The sequence below is a fragment of the Burkholderia sp. 22088 genome (genome assembly GCF_052045915.1).
In the GTDB taxonomy this organism is placed as follows: Bacteria; Pseudomonadota; Gammaproteobacteria; order Burkholderiales; family Burkholderiaceae; genus Burkholderia; species Burkholderia cepacia.
The window spans coordinates 16,131-32,257 of sequence record NZ_JBQEPY010000037.1 but is presented as its reverse complement, the minus strand read 5'-3'; the positions used below and the strand labels follow the sequence as shown (position 1 = coordinate 32,257).

Below are 16,127 nucleotides of genomic sequence, written 5' to 3'. Positions count from 1 at the left end.
CTCCCACATCAGTGCCTTTTGAGTCTCGGTGTAGTAGATCCTGCGCCGCTGTTTCATTTGCAACACCTCCACTGCTTACGCAGCGTCTAGTGTGTTGCATCGACCGGTTGAATCCACCGCCGGTCTCAGCCTTTGGGTCTCAGCCATAAAGTTGTCACCGAGACGATAGCCAGATAGCTGTCACGAGTCCGCGCTATAACGCTTCAGGCTGACGAGCGAGGGTTCGGTACACGGTTGGGCGGGAAACCGCAAACAGCTCGGCCAGGTCGCTGATGGAATGGTTGCCGGCGTCATACATCCGACGCAACTCTTTTTGCTGTTTGACGGAAAGCTTGGGCTGCTTACCCCGTAGCCGGCCTTTCGCTCGGGCAATAGCCATACCCTCGCGGGTACGCAGGCGTATCAGATCTGCTTCGAACTCGGCGAAGGTGGCGAGGATGTTGAAAAACATCTTGCCCATCGGGTCAACCGGATCATAGACGCTCGAACCAATCGCTAGCTTCACCCCGCGCGCGATGAGTGAGTCCGCGATATCGCGTGCATCCGGTACCGATCGCGCCAGGCGGTCGAGCTTCGGCACAACCAGCGTATCACCTCGCTGCACGGCCGCGAGCGCCTGATCCAGCCCCGGACGCGCACGGCTGGTCCCGGTCAGTCCCTTATCGGTGTAGATGCGGTCTGGCGCGACGCCCAGTTCCGACGGCCTCGACGATGAGCGCCCGGTGACGCAGGAGTCGACTGGTATAGAGTTCCAGGGTCCACGATCATTTGCCCTTCAGCGCGAAGCTGAAAGCCGCCCAGCTGCGGCGGTACGATCGATCAGGGGGCCCCCAATGCCGACGCGCTGCTGATTACGCGCCAGTCTCCCGTGTTGCGCGGAAGAACAGCACGCCGCGGGGGGCAACCAGCAGTGCTTCCACTCCCCTGATCCGTACTTTCCGCGGTCGTCGCGACAGGAGGACCGCGGACATTGGCGTCATTTCGGGTGGCGGCTCGGGCGCGGCGCCTGCGGCAGACGGCAATGCGGTAACAAGCTGCCAATCAACCCAAAAGGATCTAACAGGCTGTTGAAAAGCACCTCGTTTTGACGACTGAGGCACTGTTTAAAAAGGTTTCGTATGCGATTGGCCGCTGAGTTGCAGACGGATCGTGCCGGATGCCCCGCTTGCCAGCGGACCAGCCGGCGCGTTGCCACGCAACTGCTGCGCTCGGGCGGCTCATCGCATTGCTCCTTGTGGCACCGCCGTCAGTATTCGGGCCATTCGAGTCAGGTTGCTCGCCAGCATCGTCAGTTTGAAGTGCTGGTCGACTCGTTTGATGCCGCGATACACGGTCTGTCGAATCCTGCCGACGGTCTTGCCCCAGCCGAAGTGCTCCTCGATGCGTTTGCGAATCACTTGGCTGATGCCATAACCGACGTGCCGCGACGTGCGTCCGTCGATCGCGCTGCCGCCTTGATGCGCGTCGTTGCGCGCGACATGCGGCGTCACCTTGCGCGCACGACAGTCACGCACGAAGTCGCGCATGTCATAACCCTTGTCGGCGCCGAGCGTCTTGGCGTGACGGCCCGGCACGCAATCGAGCAAGCGCAACGCGCTTGCGCGTTCGCCGAAACCGTCAGCGTGACTGACCACAGCGCCGACCACCAAGCCCGATCGGTTCTCCATCAGGATGTGCCCCTGGTAACACAGGATGGACGGCGTGCCTTTGCTCTTCCTAAACAGCCGCGCGTCCGAATCGGTGCTCGACTCGTGAGTCTCGTTGCTGCGCCGCTTGCCCTTCCAGTCGGTGTCGACATTGCGGCCACCGCCGGCCGGCGGATCGTCCGAGCCATCCGTGGGCCGGAAGCTCTTGTGGCTGGCCCACGCCTGAATCAGCGTGCCATCGACCGAAAAGTGTTCTCTGGACAGCAGCCCTTGCTTGTCGGCCAGGCTCATGACTTCGGTAAAGAACGCTTCGACCACTTCATGCTCGAGCAGACGATCGCGGTTCTTCGAGAACACCGAGTGATCCCGGACGGCATCCTCGATCGCGAGGCCGACGAACCAGCGGAACAGCAGGTTGTAGCGCATTTGCTCCATCAGCATGCGCTCGCTGCGCACCGAATAAAACACTTGCAGCAGCAATGCACGCAGCAGCTTCTCAGGTGCAATCGAGGCCCGGCCGCTGTCTGCATAGATCGTGCTGAACAGCCCATTGAGTCGCTTCAGCGCTTGATTGACCAGCAGCCGAAGCGGCCGCAACGGATGATCGGCCGGCACGAAGTCTTCCAGCTTCACCGTCGTGAACAGCGGTTCTTGCATCTCGTCCATTCCGCGCATCGCTCTCGTCTGCCCAAGTTCATGAACACGATATCTCTAACGCACCGCCCGCAGCGCCCGTTTACACCGTTCCGAATTTCAACAGCCTGCTAATACCACCTTGACCTATCTCGATGGCGCGGACGTAGCCACTGCAGCGTTGCCGCCGCGCAAACCGACGTGGCAATTGTTTTCGCGACGCAGTTCGAAACATAGGCACGCGACCTCCTGAACGTCGCATGCCCGATGCGAATGCCGAATCGTTCACTCAGCATTACGATCAGAACGCGCTATGACTGTAGTGCTTGGCCAGGCTTAGCATGTCAGCGCCTCGATTACAGCTCGACGCTTCGCGACGTGGAATATCGGCGCGCGTGCGTGCCTGATCAACGCGGGACGCTACACACCGTTCGCGGCGGGGTCGTCCCGCACCCCGACCGCCCAGAAGCTGGCTCTCGTCCTAGCCCCAATGCATCCGCTGTAACGACGATCGTCCCTGTGTTCGAGGCACCAGCACGCTCTCCGACGCACAGTATCGCTCCGGCGGCTGGATTGTTCGCATTCGCGGAGTCTATCAGCCCATTGCGTTCGCAAGGATGACGGTGCAATGGGACGATAGTATCCCGCCTTCGTTGTGCACCAGCGCGACTTCCGCTCCGTCGACCTGGCGCGGCCCGAGACCGCCCCGCAATTGGCGCACCGCCTCAACGATCCCGAAAAGACCGCCGGCCGCGCCCGCATGTGCGTGGGAGAGCATGCCGCCGTGAGTGTTGATCGGCATTTTGCCACCGATGCGCGCATGGCCGTCGGCGAAGAATGCACCGCCCTCGCCACGCTTGCACAGACCGAGCTCTTCCATTTCGATGATCGGGACGATCGTGAAGCAGTCGTACAGCTGGGCAACGTCGATATCACCTGGACCGACGCCCGCCATTTCGTATGCAATGCGCCCCGACTCCACGGCACCGAACTCGGTAAGGCTCGGCGCACACATCAGGTGCTCGTGAGTATGATATTCTCCGATTCCTTGCAGATAGATCGGTTTGGCTTTCAGATCGATCGCACGCTCGGCCGACGTGACGATGAACGCTCCGCCCGCATCCGATATCAGACAGCAGTCGAGCATGCCAAGCGGGTCCGCGATCGGCTTCGCCGTCAAAACCTGCTCGATAGTCAGCGGCGTTTTCATGTGCGCATTCGAATGCAGCAGCGCATGCTGGCGCGTGTTGACCGCAACATGTGCCAACTGCTCGCGGGTAGTGCCCAGCTCATGCATGTACCGTTGCGTGATCATTGCGTAGAACCCGGGAATGGACGCGCCGTACGGTTGCTCGAAATACGGATGCCCCACTGCCATCAACGATGCTACCGCCGCGTCGCGCGTGAGACCAGTCGCACGATTTTCCCCGGCGCAGATCAGGACGGTTTCAGCTTGCCCCGATGCGATCGCTTCAGCGGCATGCTTCAGCATCACGGCCGGACTGGCCCCGCCCGTCACCAGCGACGCGTTGAATCGAGGCTTGATTCCCAGATATTCGCAAAGGACCGAGCCTAGCATGAAGTAAGGCTCGGTAAACGAATAGGCAGTCAGTACGCCATCAATGTCGGTCACCTTGAGACCCGCGTCATCCAACGCGCGTTTTGCGGCCTGAGCGTTCAGACCCAGGCCCGTCATATTGGGCACCCGCCCGATTTCGGATTCGCCCACACCGACGATGGCAACTTTGTTTTTCAGCGATTCAGCTTTATTCATACCGTCGACCTCAAGCGTTGACCCGATGGAATTGTGGGAGCATTGCGCCACCACCGCGATCCTCGAACGTGACGTCAACCCGATCACCAATTCGTACGGATAACGAATCATCCCCCACGATATTGGTTAGCATCCGGGGGCCCGCGTCGAGATCGATGAGTGCCACCACATACGGCGCGTGCGCACCGAACGAGGCAATTGGCGCACGCCGAATGATCGTGAAGCTATGCACGCGGCCAGCACCGTCGCATTCAACCCATTCGAGTTGATCGGACCAACAATTCGGACACATATACCGAGGCATGAAGTGGGTCGTGCCACAAGCACTGCATTTTCGGATCAGCAGGCGCCGCTCTCGCGCTGCGTCCCAGTACGGCTGCGAATCCGCATTCGCGACCGGAGCGGGCAGCTGTGTTGCTTCCATAGTCAGTCTCCCTCTTGTTTCGTTCTCAACAGACGCGGTCAAACCCGCGCCATCCTCTGTAGTACCGTTTTGCTTACCATGTACGCATCGAGCGATTCCGCGCCGCCTTCACGCCCGACGCCACTTTCCTTCACACCGCCGAACGGCATGTCTGCTCCGGGAACACCGAAATGGTTAATCGACAAGACGCCACACTCCAGTTCACGCGTAAAGCGCTCGGCATCATCAATCGAATTCGTGAACGCGTACGCGCCCAAGCCGACCGACAGGCTGTTCGCGACGACTAGGCCGTCGGTCATGTTCTTCACAGAGATGCATGTCCCGAGCGGACCAAATGGTTCGGTACTCATCGCCTTTATGTGCATAGGCGCATCAGCGAGTACTGTCGGCGCGTAAAAGTAGCCGCGTTCGCCAATCCGATGTCCGCCGGCCGCGATGCGTGCACCCGCGGCCTGGGCGTCAGAGACAAGCGATTCCATCGTGGCCAGCCGGCGCGCGTTGATCACCGGCCCCATCTGCACATCCGGCCCGAACCCATCACCGACGCGAATTTCATTGGCGGCATGGGCGAATGCGTCCACGAAGTCGGCGTACACGCGCTCATGCACGATAAAGCGCGACGGCGATGCACAGATCTGGCCGGCCATTCGCATCTTCGCCGCCGCCGCCAGACGCGCGATCCCGCCAACATCGACGTCGTCGCAGACTAGAACCGGCGCATGCCCGCCCAACTCCATCAGCACGGGCTTCATGGCGGCGCCGGCAAGCTGGGAAAGATGCATGCCGACCTGCACTGAACCGGTCAGCGTGATCAGCCGAATCGCCGGCGACGCGATCAGAATCGATGAAATTTCGGCCGGGTCGCCGAACACGAGATTGAGTACACCTGACGGTAAACCCGCGTCGACGAAGCATTGAACGAATGCACACGCGGCGCCTGGCGTTTCCTCCGCCGCCTTGATCACAATGGAGCAGCCCGCGGCCAACGCTCCGCTGATTTTCCGTGACGGAGAGCTGATCGGCACATTCCACGGTGTGAATGCCGCCACCGGGCCAATCGGCTGCCTGAGGACCATGCGCAGCATACCCGGCTCGGACGGCGCGACGGCTCCATACGAACGAAGCAGTTGCGCCGCATCCCACTCGAGGAAGGTGCGTGCGCGCTCGACTTCCGCTCGAGCGTCCGCGACGGGTTTGCCCTGCTCCAGCGTAATGATCGATGCAATCGCGTCAACCCGTTCCCGCAGCAAATTAGCGACGCGAAGCAACAACGCCGCCCGCTCGTCGGGTGCCGTATCCCGCCATCCCCTGAACGCTCGGTACGCTACACTCGATGCGCGTTCGAGATCCTCCCGCGTCGCTCGCGGGACTGGGCCCAGCACGCTTTCATCGCTGGGGTTTTCGACTGCGTGGCAGGCGGCCCGATCATAAATCCACTCGCCGTCGATATATAGCCCGATGCGGGGATAAACTCGACGATTCATTGCTCGATGCAGGTTCGACCTAAGGTCCGACATTTCACCGTCCTTCGTTTGTCTGCCACCGTTCGGAGGTGCGCTCTGCCACCCCGTTTTTCCGAACGGTCCAAATCCGGGTACTCCAGGGGTGATTCAGGTCGGCGTTGACGCAGAGTCACTGCCTCCGGCCGGCCGACGACGATAAAGCAACGTCACTTCCATCTGCTGTACAACCGTCCCGTCGTGTCGCACGAACCGACGATTCATCTTGACGGTCCCGCGGTCCGGTTTGCTGGATTCCTTGCGTTCGACAACCGTCATTTCCGCATGCAGTGTGTCGCCATGCTTGACGGGAGCAAGCATGCGCCACTGATCGACCTGTAGCAGCGCGAGCAACGTGCCATCGTTGACGCCGCTCGCATATTGGAGGCCCCCCATGATTCCGTAGATGAGCGGACCGTGCGCGATCGGCTCGCCGAATGGCGTCGTCTTGCAGTATTCCCAATTCGTATGGACTTCGTTGAAATCGCCGCTCAAGCAGGCGAAATTCACGATATCGGTCGACGTGATGGTGCGCGCCGGTGTTTGAATGACCTTGCCAATTTCGAAATCCTCCCAGTACAGCCCTCGTCTGCTCGACATTGCCGGTCTCCTTGCGTGAATGAATATCGCTGGTAATCAAGCAATCATCGTGCCTTCCCGATATCGTCGGCGGGCATTCGGGTCTGGCGTAGGTTCGCACCGTGCCATGTCACGACCAGCGACACTATGTCCCCGCCGTCGACACTCCCTACTGCATTCGCCAAGGGATCGCCGCGCGCCACAGCGTGTGCAGTAGGGAACCACAACATATGGCACGACCATTGCTGAAGCTCTAGTAATAGCCCCGGGCCCCGCCACGCGGATCGTTACCGTTCACTTTTGGGAGAATCCTCCGTGCCGTTATTCGAACCAACCGGCCGCCGCGAGCTCCATCACCGCGTGATCGATATGCGGACGTATGCGCGCGATGATGGTCTCTACGACGTCGAAGCACATCTCATCGATACCAAACCGTTCGATTTCCAGCATTCGGGCCGAGCGGATGCGCTGCCGGCCGGCGCGCCGCTGCATGACCTCTGGGTACGCGTCACCGTCGACGGCCAATACGTGATCCATCGCATCGAGGCGGCATCGGACGCGACACCGTTCGCGTTGTGCAAGGAAGCCGAATCGACCTTGAACGTGCTCGTGGGGCAGCGTATCGGCAAGGGATGGTCGTCCGTCGTCAAGGACAACCTGCGGGGAACGGCGAGCTGTACGCATCTGAGGGAAGTACTGATTCCGCTCGCGACGACCTTGATGCAAGGGGTTCGAGGTGTGGGAGGCGCGCCGAGCCAGGTCGTAGACGCGAATGGCAAACCGATCATCCTGAACAGTTGCTATGCGTATGCGGAACATCGCGACGTCGTGAAGCGGCGGTGGCCTCAGCACTTCAAATCGCCGACGCAGTCCGCCAGCGACTGACACATCTCATGGCCCCCGATGGAGGCCGCGTCGGCCGTCACCCGCGTCCCCTTCCTCATCACCGTAACCACCATGGGCGACACTTTGCATCTACGACAACGCAACCTCACGACAGGCAGCACGCGCGACCGAAGGCTGACGATCACGCTCTGGCTGGTCGCGTCCGGATTCTTCATGCAGACGCTCGACACAACGATCGTCAACACCGCACTGCCCGGCATGGCCCGCAGCCTAGGCGAAGCGCCGCTCCATATGCAATCGGTGGTCATCGCCTATTCGCTCACGATGGCGCTGATGATTCCGGTCTCCGGATTTCTCGCGGACCGGCTCGGCACGCGCCGGGTATTTTTCGCCGCCATCGTCGTCTTCACGCTCGGATCGCTGTTGTGCGCGAATGCTCGAACGCTTTCGCAATTGGTCCTGTTCCGCGTCGTGCAGGGCGTAGGCGGGGCGATGCTGTTGCCCATCGGGAGGCTCGCCATCATTCGATCGTTTCCACCTGAGCGCTACCTGTCAGCACTCACGTTCGTTGCGATTCCTGGTCTGATCGGACCGCTGATTGGTCCAATGCTCGGGGGATGGCTCACCGAATCCGCATCGTGGCACTGGGTATTCCTGATCAACGTGCCGATCGGCGCGCTCGGGTGTGCTGCGACCGCGATCTACATGCCTGGAGAACCGTCGCCAGGCGCCGGTCGATTCGATTTCCCGGGTTATCTGATGCTCGCGGTCTCGATGCTCGCGATCACGCTTGCGCTCGACGGAATTGCGGAATTCGGGCTCACCGGTCACGCGGTGATCGGCCTCGTCGCGCTGGCACTCGCCGGCATCGTCATGTACTGCTTCCACGCGACTCGCATCGCGAATCCGCTGTTTTCGCTGAAATTGTTCGACATCTGCACGTTCAGGATCGGTCTGCTGGGCAATCTGCTCACGAGAGTCGGCGGCGGAGCCATGCCATATCTGCTGCCACTGTTGCTCCAGGTAAGTCTCGGTTACTCCCCCTTCCACGCCGGCATGATGATGTTGCCCGTTGCGGCGGCCGGGATGGTGATCAGGCCTTTGGCCGTTCGCTTGATCACGGCTTACGGCTATCGCACGGTGCTTCTGACCAATACGCTCGCAATCGGTTTGACGATCGCGAGCTTCGCGTTGATATCGCCGCCGCAGCCGCCGTGGCTTCAGGTCGCGCAGTTTGCACTGTTCGGCGCAGTCAATGCGTTGCAGTTCACTGCGATGAATGCGATCACGCTCAGAGACCTGGGAACGGCTGGCGCAAGCAGCGGCAATAGCCTCTTCTCGCTCGCACAAATGCTATCGATGAGTCTCGGCGTGACGATTGCGGGTACGTTGCTCGACCAGTTTACGGAGACGTTTGGCCGCCACACGCATTCGCAGACGCTGACGGCCTTTCACGCGACGTTCGTATGCATCGGGATCATCACCGCCTCGTCGGCACTGGTCTTCGCACAGTTGATGCGGGAAGCCAGCGTGATTGCCGGTCCCAGCAGCCCTGCCGAGGAGGCGTGATCGAATACGACGATTCGTGGCGCGCCACGGTTCGCGCGGGGTTCGAAAAAGAGGGGGCTCGTGGCCCCCGAAACCGAGACGAGACTTCTCCGTCGTTGTTTACCCGTCGCGGCCACCACTGCCGCCGCTCACTTCAAGCGCCGGGGCGTCACTGGTTAAAGCGTCGCTACGAAACGCGTCGGCGATCGGCACCGGGAGGGCGTCGATGACCTGCCCACCCGGCATCCGAACTTTTCGATCGAACAGTCGCCGGCAGGCGAAATGCGGATCCGTAACCGCCTGCTCCAGGGAGACAACACGCACGGTGCACGTATCGGTTCCCGCGAAGCGTTCGAGCCATGTATCGGCAGTCTCGCCGGCGATCAGTTCCGCCACACGCTGTTTGACGCCGGGCTCGTCGCCATTCTTTGTCGCCAGTTCCGACGCGCCAATCACCTCGGTGAAATTCTTCCAGAATTTCTCTTCCAGCGGAGCGGCAGCAAGATACTGGGCATCGAGCGTCCTGTAAACCTGATACCGTGCGGTGCCGCCCGTCACCAGTTCGCCACCCGGCGTGGGCCAACCGTTGCCCGTCGTCCCATTGCCTAGGGCCCAATACATGAATGTGAACAGGTTGTCGGCCATCGATATGTCCAGCCGGCAGCCCTTTCCGGTCGCGTCACGCTGCTTCAGCGCAAGCAGGATATTGATGACCGCGGGGTACGCACCACCGCCGATGTCGGCAATCAATGCCGGCGGCAACACAGGTGCCCCGTCCGGGCCGCAGGACAGCGCGAGCATCCCGGTTTCCGCGAGATAGTTGAGATCGTGAGCGGCGACGCCTGCCTTCGGTCCGCTTTGGCCATAGCCGGTGATCGAGCAGTAAACAATGCGCGGATTACGTTGCACCACCTGGTCGTAATCAAGACCGAGACGCGCCATGACACCCGGCCGAAACTGTTCAACCAGAACGTCCGCGCCGTCGATCAGCTCAAGTACCGCGTCTCGCCCGGCGGCGCTCTTCAGATCAAGCGCCACCGACCGCTTGCCGCGGTTCAGCATGCCGAAGTTCACGCTATCGGCCCCGGCCTTCGGGACGTATGAACGCATCTCGTCGCCGCCTGACGGTCTCTCGACCTTGATGACATTCGCGCCCGCTTCGGCGAGGAGCAGCGTGCATAGCGGGCCGGGCAACAGCGTGCTCAGATCGACGACCTTGATACCTTTCAGCGGCTGATTCATCGCGCACCGCCGTCAGCACGCTGGTGTGCGACCCGGGCCCGCCGCGCAGGTGCATACGCGCTGTCGCCGAGTGCTTCGTAAAGCGCTTGAGTCGCGCGGTAGTGGTGTTCCAGGCCGGTACGCTCGAGGAGCGCGATCGGCCCCTCCGGATAACCGAGCCCGAGGCGTAGCGTCGTGTCGAGATCGGATGCGGTCGCGAGTTTCTCGTCGAGTCGGCGCAGCGCTGCGTTGTAATACGGTCGCACAAGCCGGTCGACGATCCGACCGGGAAAGTCACCGCACACAGCGACGACGAAACCAGCGTCCTCGAATGCCCGCTTCGCGTGCGCGAGCGCCGCTTCATCTGGTTGAGCCGGCTTGACGAGCTCGATCAGCCTGCTCGGCTCGGCATCACCGAGTCGAAAGCGTGCGAAGCCGAACACGTTCGGCGCTGCGCCGCCGCACTGGTCGGTCGATGCAGAATCGCCAGTATGAACGGCGAGGCACTCGTGCCCAAGCTCCAACAAAACGAAAGGCGCGCCTGCTGGTTGCCAGCCGCCCTCTTTGTCGCGCATGAATGCCCTACCCGCGTCGGAGCCGATATAAACGCGTGCCGTCGCGTCGTCGCGCGCCGCTTCGACAAATGCGTGACCGCCGTGAAACGAACGGCTCTCGCCGCTTTCGATAATTTGATAGCTCATCGTCATGCTCCGAACATCTTCGTGTCGTTGTACGTATGGAACCCCATCTCCGTCTTTTTGCCGAGGCGGCCGGCGGCGATCATCCGCCTAACGAGCGGCGGACACGCGGCACGCGGCTCGTGCGTGAGTCCGTGCATCGCTTCACATAGCAGGCGCTGCGTATCAAGGCCGACCAAATCGAGCAGCTCCAGCGGGCCCATCGGATAGCCAAGCGCAGTTTTGATTGCACTGTCGATGTCGGCCGGTGCCGCCACACCCTGCTCGACAAGCCGGATCGCATCGTTATTGAATGGAATCAGGAAGTAATTGAGGATGAACCCCGGCGTGTCCTGAGTCCGGACCGGCCGCTGACCCAGTGCTTCCGCAAACGCCCATGCGCGTTCGAATGCCTCCTCGCTCGTGTTCAGCCCGGGCGACATTTCGATCAGCTTCATCAGCTGGGCCGGCAAGCAGAAGTGCATGCCCACGAAGCGATCGGGCCGGCCCGAGCCGCCCGCAATTTCGGTAATCGAAATCGTCGACGTATTCGACGCAAACAGCGTATGGTCGGGACACACCTTGTCCAGCGTACTGAACAGCTGATGCTTGACCGCGAGGTCCTCGAATACAGCCTCGATCACGACGTCGCAATCTGCAAGGTCGTCGAGCTTCGTCGTTCCGTGCCAACGAGACATGATTTCCGGCACCGCGTCGGCAGGAAGCTTGCCGCGCTCCGCCGACTTCTTCAAAAAGCTCTCGGTTTGGCCACGCGCGCGCTCGAGCGCATCCTGCCGCGTGTCATACACTCGTGTCACGAAGCCTGCCCGGGCCGCGACGATTGCGATACCGGTCCCCATCGTTCCGCTACCTGCGATGCCGACCGTCTTGATGTGCGCCATGCGCGCCTCCTATTTGAGAATGAAGCTGCGTCCGATCAACTGGCGATGAACCTGATTGGTTCCCTCCCAGATTTGCGTAATCTTGGCATCGCGCATCAATCGTTCAACCCGATAATCCGCGCAATATCCGTAGCCGCCGAGCAGTTGAACCGCGTCCGTCGTGATACGCATCGCTGCGTCCGATGCACGCATCTTGAGCATCGACGCTTCAATGCCGAAATCCGTTTCGCCGGCATCGATCATTCCGGCGACCTGCCAAAGCCATGATTCGCACAGCGCCAGTTCCGATGCGAGATCCGCCAGCATGAATTGAATGCCCTGAAACTCGATGACTTTCCGGCCCGATTGCTTGCGCTCGTTGATATACGTGACCGCGTCCTCGAATGCCCCCCGCGCGATGCCTAGGGCGTGCGCTGCCACGCTGGGCCGCGAGCGGTTCAGCGAACCCAGGAGAATTCGCAGACCGTCGCCGGGTTCTCCAACCAGGTTCCCACGTGGGACACGGCAGTTGTCGAACGACAGCGTCGCCGTCCCTGATGCGCGCGTGCCCATCTTGTCCTCGACGCTAATCACGCTGAGGCCGGGCGTGCCCTTCTCGACGATCAGCACCGAGATCGCGCGCTTCGGATCGTTGATGCCGTCCCACTTGCCGAACAGCAGATACAGATCGGCGACGTCCCCGTTTGTAATGAACGTCTTGCCGCCGTTGATCACGATCTCGTCGCCCTCCTCGCGAAACGTCGTCCGCATGCCGGTCGCGTCGGAGCCGGCTCCCGGCTCGGTAATCGCCAACGATCCCAGCGCGCCGCCCGCCACCGCTGGCAGAAAGCGCTGCTTTTGTGCTTCGCTGCCGTACTCGATCAACGGCTTGATTGCGTGGAAATTCGTCGCCCAGATGATGCCGGTCGCTGCACATGCCTTGGCGATCTCGCGCACGCAGAGCGCATAGCACGTGAACGACAGCTGCGCACCGCCGTACGCGTCCGGGATGAACATGGCGTTCAGGCCCAATTCATTGATCGCGTCGATGTTCTGTTGCGGAAACGTCCCGGTACGATCGTGCTCGGCCGCGTGAGGCGCTATCCGGTCCCGCGTCAACGCGCGCACGCTGTCCACGATCATCCGCTCGTCGTCGTTCAAGCGAATGTGGGAATCGATTCTCTCCAGTATGTTCATTCCATGTTCCGATTCGATTGGTAATCCTTGACGCACCGATATCGGCAACGGCCGTCTACCGCGACCGTCGGCGCGCCTTCATTCATTCGCGTGTCAAGCGTCCTTGAATACCGGCGGCCGCTTTTCGACGAAGGCGCGCATGCCTTCGGCCGCATCTTGAGTGCGATACGCAAGCGTCGACAAATCCGCTTCGACGCGAAGTCCTTCGTAGAGCTCGATGTCCGCGGCACGGCACACGGCTTCGCGAGCAAAGAGCGACGCGCACTTGCTGAAGCCGATATACCGCTGCGCGTACTCGGCACCGAGCGTCCGAGGATCGCCATCCTCAACGAGGCAATTCACGAGACCGATACGCTCGGCCTCCTCCGCGCCGACGGTCCGCCCGGACATGACGATGTCGAGCGCGCGCGCCTGGCCCACGAGGCGAGGCAGGCGCTGCGTGCCGCCGTACCCGGGAATCAGGCCGAGCTTGATTTCCGGCAATCCGACCTTCGCTTTCGCCGTCGCAATGCGGAACGTACAGGCCATTGCCAGCTCGAGACCGCCCCCGAACGCGTAGCCATGAATGACGGCAATGGATGGAATGTGCAAGCGGTCAAGTTTCGCGAACGTCGCCTGACCAAGCAATGCGCCGTCCCGCTCCGAGACGAGATCCCGGCCCATCAATTCGCGAATGTCCGCACCCGCACAGAATGCTTTTTCCCCCTGACCAGTGACCACCAGCGCGCGCGCATCCGATGCAGCGACGCGATCAAGCGCGTCGGACAATTCCTGCAGGACTTCGAAACTCAGTGCGTTAAGTTCCTCTGGTCGGTTCAGCGTGATATATGCAATCGGACCTTCGATACTGGTTTGAATCGGCATGCCATTCTCCTGACTAGCTTTGAAAGGCGACGTTTCGCCCATTGCCCCCAAATAAGCAAACATCGGGCCAATGCTGGAATCTGCCTATCGCGACGCTTGCACGGCGCGATGTGTCCGTACCAAAGACATCGTGTTGCCTGCCGCGACACCCGATCAGTACGCCATCCGTGCATCCCTATCTGCATGCACGTCGGCGGCGCGGCCGGATTCCCCCGGAAGCCTATTCAACTCCGGCGCTCTCAACGGAACGAAAGTCATTCGACGATTTCGTTGGCCCCCGGCGTCTTGTCGCTCTCCATGCGAAGAACAATTGCGCAACCACCAACACGATGCAAATAGACATGAACGCGGCACTGATCGGTCGCTCGAAAAATACGAGCGCGTCGCCTCGAGACAGCAGTAGCGATCGTCGAAAATTCTCTTCTACCATCGGACCGAGCACATACCCGAGCAGAATGGTCGCGACCGGGAATTCGAGCGCCAGCAGTACTGCACCAATCAAACCAAATACCAATACCTCGCCCACTTCGAAAAGACTGTTGTTGGTGCTGTAGACGCCCACCGCGATAAAGAACAGAGCCGCCGGGTACATGTACCGGTACGGCACCTGAAGTACCTTCACCCAAATGCCAATCATCGGCACGTTCAGAATCAGCAGCAGAACGTTCCCGATCCAGAAACTCGCGATCAACCCCCAGAACAGATCGGCGTGCTCCGTGATCAATTGCGGTCCCGGTTGATATCCCTGAATCAGCAGCGCCCCAAGCAGGAGTGCCATCACCGCGTCCCCCGGAATACCAAGAGTCATCGTGGGAATGAAATCGACCTGCGTCTTCGAATGCGTGGACGCTTCGGGACTCGCCACTCCCTCGATCGCGCCATGTCCGAACCGTTGCGGCGTCTTTGACAACTTGCGCTCGAGCGCATACGCAATGAACGTCGTGATCGTCGGTCCGGTGCCCGGGATCGCGCCGAACAACGTGCCCACGAGCGTACCGCGCACCATCGGCATGAACGAGCGCTTCAGCTCGTCACGCGACGGCCGCATGTCGCGCAGGCGTACTTTCGTGTTCGTTCCGACAAAATGCACGCGATTGACATTACGGAGAAAATCCGCCACACCAAACAACCCCATGGCGAGTGCAACGAGTTCGAGATGGTTAGATAGATCGACGAAACCAAACGTGAATCGCTCGACCCCGGTGTTGACGTCCGTGCCGACGATGCCAAACAACAGACCAAGCGTCGTCATCGCGATCCCCTTGAGCGCCGAGCCGCGCGCCATCGTCGAACCGGCGATCAGTCCGAGCAGCATGATCGAGAAGATCTCGGTCGGGCCAAATTCGAATGCGACTTTCACGAGCAGCGGAGACGCGACGATCATCACGACGATGCCGACCGATGCGGCAAAAAATGACGAGATCATTGTGATGCCAAGCGCAGTGCCTCCCTTTCCCTGCTGCGTCAGAGGATATCCGTCGATACAAGTCACCGCATGCGGAGGATGAGACGGCAGATTCAGAAGAATCGCCCCTATTGCGCCGCCGTATTGCGACCCGTAAAAGATGCCGGCGAGCATCAGCAATGCCGGCACCGCGTGCATCGTGTAGGTCAATGGCAGCAACATCGCGATCGTCGATAGTGCGCCCATACCGGGCAGCACTCCGATCAGATTACCGACCAGCACCCCGAAGAACGACCACATCAGATTCTGCGGCAGCATCGCAACGGAGAAGCCATACCAGAGATCATGCAGCGTTTGCCAATTCATGCGCCACCCCACTTGAACAGCGGAAGCTGGACATTCAGTGCCCATCCGAATACGACGACGCCGACGACTACCATCACGAGCGCCAAAGCGGTTGCGGACCGCCACGAATTGTCCCGGTCACCGAGCGCCGAAATAAAGACGGTCGCGAAAGTAGCGGCAACCAGCCCTGCATATTCGGCGAATACGACGAACGCGATCAGGCCTGCGCAAATGAGTATCCATGCACTCCACTCTGGCCTGGGTCGCATACGTCGCTCATCGGGTCTGGCCTTCAACCCCTTGATACCGATCGCAATGCCGGTCAGCGCGAGAACCGCGCCGAGGATCAGCGGAAAATAGCCGGGCCCCATCTGCGTCAAGGTACCGACGCTATAGGAAATGGAATGGACAGCGACCCATATCCCAATACACGTCATCAGCAAGCCGCCCCAAACGTCCTTGTTCAAGCCACGTGCGTGCGCCATGCCGCCCCCCTTTCTGTCTCGTGATGGAATCGGCGGGCTTTTCCGTATCGACCCGGTTGCAGTTCGCACGCGCGTGCAGCATCCGCGACGCACGAACGCTGAA

15 protein-coding genes are annotated in these 16,127 nt (G+C 60.8%); 2 read left to right on the top strand and 13 right to left on the bottom strand.

Annotated features, from left to right (window positions below; translation table 11 throughout):
• Positions 1–193: 193 nt before the first annotated feature.
• The 6 genes from ACTJLD_RS41090 to ACTJLD_RS41065 form a co-directional block, all read right to left on the bottom strand.
• Positions 194–673, bottom strand: a complete 480-nt coding sequence (locus tag ACTJLD_RS41090; RefSeq protein ID WP_440661765.1) for a recombinase family protein — start codon at positions 671–673, stop codon at positions 194–196.
• 544 nt (positions 674–1,217) lie between these two features.
• Positions 1,218–2,312, bottom strand: coding sequence for an IS5-like element ISButh5 family transposase (locus tag ACTJLD_RS41085; protein WP_440661762.1), 1,095 nt, complete (start codon positions 2,310–2,312; stop codon positions 1,218–1,220).
• A 562-nt stretch (positions 2,313–2,874) separates the two neighbouring features.
• Positions 2,875–4,053, bottom strand: coding sequence for a thiolase C-terminal domain-containing protein (locus ACTJLD_RS41080; protein WP_440661760.1), 1,179 nt, complete (start codon positions 4,051–4,053; stop codon positions 2,875–2,877).
• Positions 4,054–4,063: 10 nt separating this feature from the next.
• Entirely contained in the window at positions 4,064–4,477 is a 414-nt protein-coding gene (locus tag ACTJLD_RS41075) for a Zn-ribbon domain-containing OB-fold protein (RefSeq protein WP_440661758.1), read from the bottom strand.
• 38 nt (positions 4,478–4,515) lie between these two features.
• Positions 4,516–5,961 (bottom strand): NAD-dependent succinate-semialdehyde dehydrogenase, encoded by a 1,446-nt coding sequence (locus ACTJLD_RS41070; RefSeq protein ID WP_440661756.1) that lies wholly within the window; start codon positions 5,959–5,961, stop codon positions 4,516–4,518.
• A gap of 126 nt (positions 5,962–6,087) precedes the next feature.
• Positions 6,088–6,576, bottom strand: a complete 489-nt coding sequence (locus ACTJLD_RS41065; RefSeq protein WP_440661754.1) for a MaoC/PaaZ C-terminal domain-containing protein — start codon at positions 6,574–6,576, stop codon at positions 6,088–6,090.
• A gap of 279 nt (positions 6,577–6,855) precedes the next feature.
• Between ACTJLD_RS41065 and ACTJLD_RS41060 the strand changes: the two genes are divergently transcribed.
• The gene (locus ACTJLD_RS41060; protein ID WP_440661752.1) at positions 6,856–7,440 is read left to right on the top strand and encodes a DUF2889 domain-containing protein; all 585 of its coding nucleotides are present in this window, start codon (positions 6,856–6,858) and stop codon (positions 7,438–7,440) included.
• Positions 7,441–7,512: 72 nt separating this feature from the next.
• Positions 7,513–8,970: a multidrug transporter subunit MdtD gene (gene mdtD, locus ACTJLD_RS41055; RefSeq protein WP_440661763.1), complete on the top strand. Its 1,458-nt coding sequence runs from the start codon at positions 7,513–7,515 to the stop codon at positions 8,968–8,970.
• A gap of 99 nt (positions 8,971–9,069) precedes the next feature.
• Here the strand turns inward: mdtD and ACTJLD_RS41050 are convergent, their stop codons facing one another.
• The 7 genes from ACTJLD_RS41050 to ACTJLD_RS41020 all read right to left on the bottom strand — a co-directional run bounded on the left by ACTJLD_RS41050 (position 9,070) and on the right by ACTJLD_RS41020 (position 16,006).
• A complete protein-coding gene (locus tag ACTJLD_RS41050) occupies positions 9,070–10,191 on the bottom strand; it encodes a CaiB/BaiF CoA transferase family protein (protein WP_124646035.1) in 1,122 nt (373 codons plus the stop codon).
• On the bottom strand, positions 10,188–10,871 hold the full coding sequence (locus ACTJLD_RS41045; RefSeq protein ID WP_440661750.1) for a 3-hydroxyacyl-CoA dehydrogenase family protein: 684 nt from the start codon (positions 10,869–10,871) through the stop codon (positions 10,188–10,190). Before ACTJLD_RS41045 ends, ACTJLD_RS41050 begins: the two co-directional genes overlap by 4 nt.
• Before the next feature lie 2 nt (positions 10,872–10,873).
• Positions 10,874–11,749 (bottom strand): 3-hydroxyacyl-CoA dehydrogenase family protein, encoded by an 876-nt coding sequence (locus ACTJLD_RS41040; RefSeq protein ID WP_440661748.1) that lies wholly within the window; start codon positions 11,747–11,749, stop codon positions 10,874–10,876.
• 9 nt (positions 11,750–11,758) lie between these two features.
• A complete protein-coding gene (locus ACTJLD_RS41035; protein WP_440661746.1) occupies positions 11,759–12,925 on the bottom strand; it encodes an acyl-CoA dehydrogenase family protein in 1,167 nt (388 codons plus the stop codon).
• Between the two features lie 93 nt (positions 12,926–13,018).
• Complete coding sequence (locus ACTJLD_RS41030) at positions 13,019–13,789, bottom strand: enoyl-CoA hydratase/isomerase family protein (protein ID WP_440661744.1); 771 nt, start codon at positions 13,787–13,789, stop codon at positions 13,019–13,021.
• Between the two features lie 220 nt (positions 13,790–14,009).
• Positions 14,010–15,560 carry a tripartite tricarboxylate transporter permease gene (locus ACTJLD_RS41025; RefSeq protein WP_440661742.1) on the bottom strand — a complete coding sequence of 517 codons (1,551 nt, stop codon included), beginning with the start codon at positions 15,558–15,560 and terminating at the stop codon, positions 14,010–14,012.
• Positions 15,557–16,006 carry a tripartite tricarboxylate transporter TctB family protein gene (locus ACTJLD_RS41020; protein ID WP_226816464.1) on the bottom strand — a complete coding sequence of 150 codons (450 nt, stop codon included), beginning with the start codon at positions 16,004–16,006 and terminating at the stop codon, positions 15,557–15,559. The genes ACTJLD_RS41025 and ACTJLD_RS41020 overlap by 4 nt, the downstream gene beginning before the upstream one ends.
• Positions 16,007–16,127 lie beyond the last annotated feature (121 nt).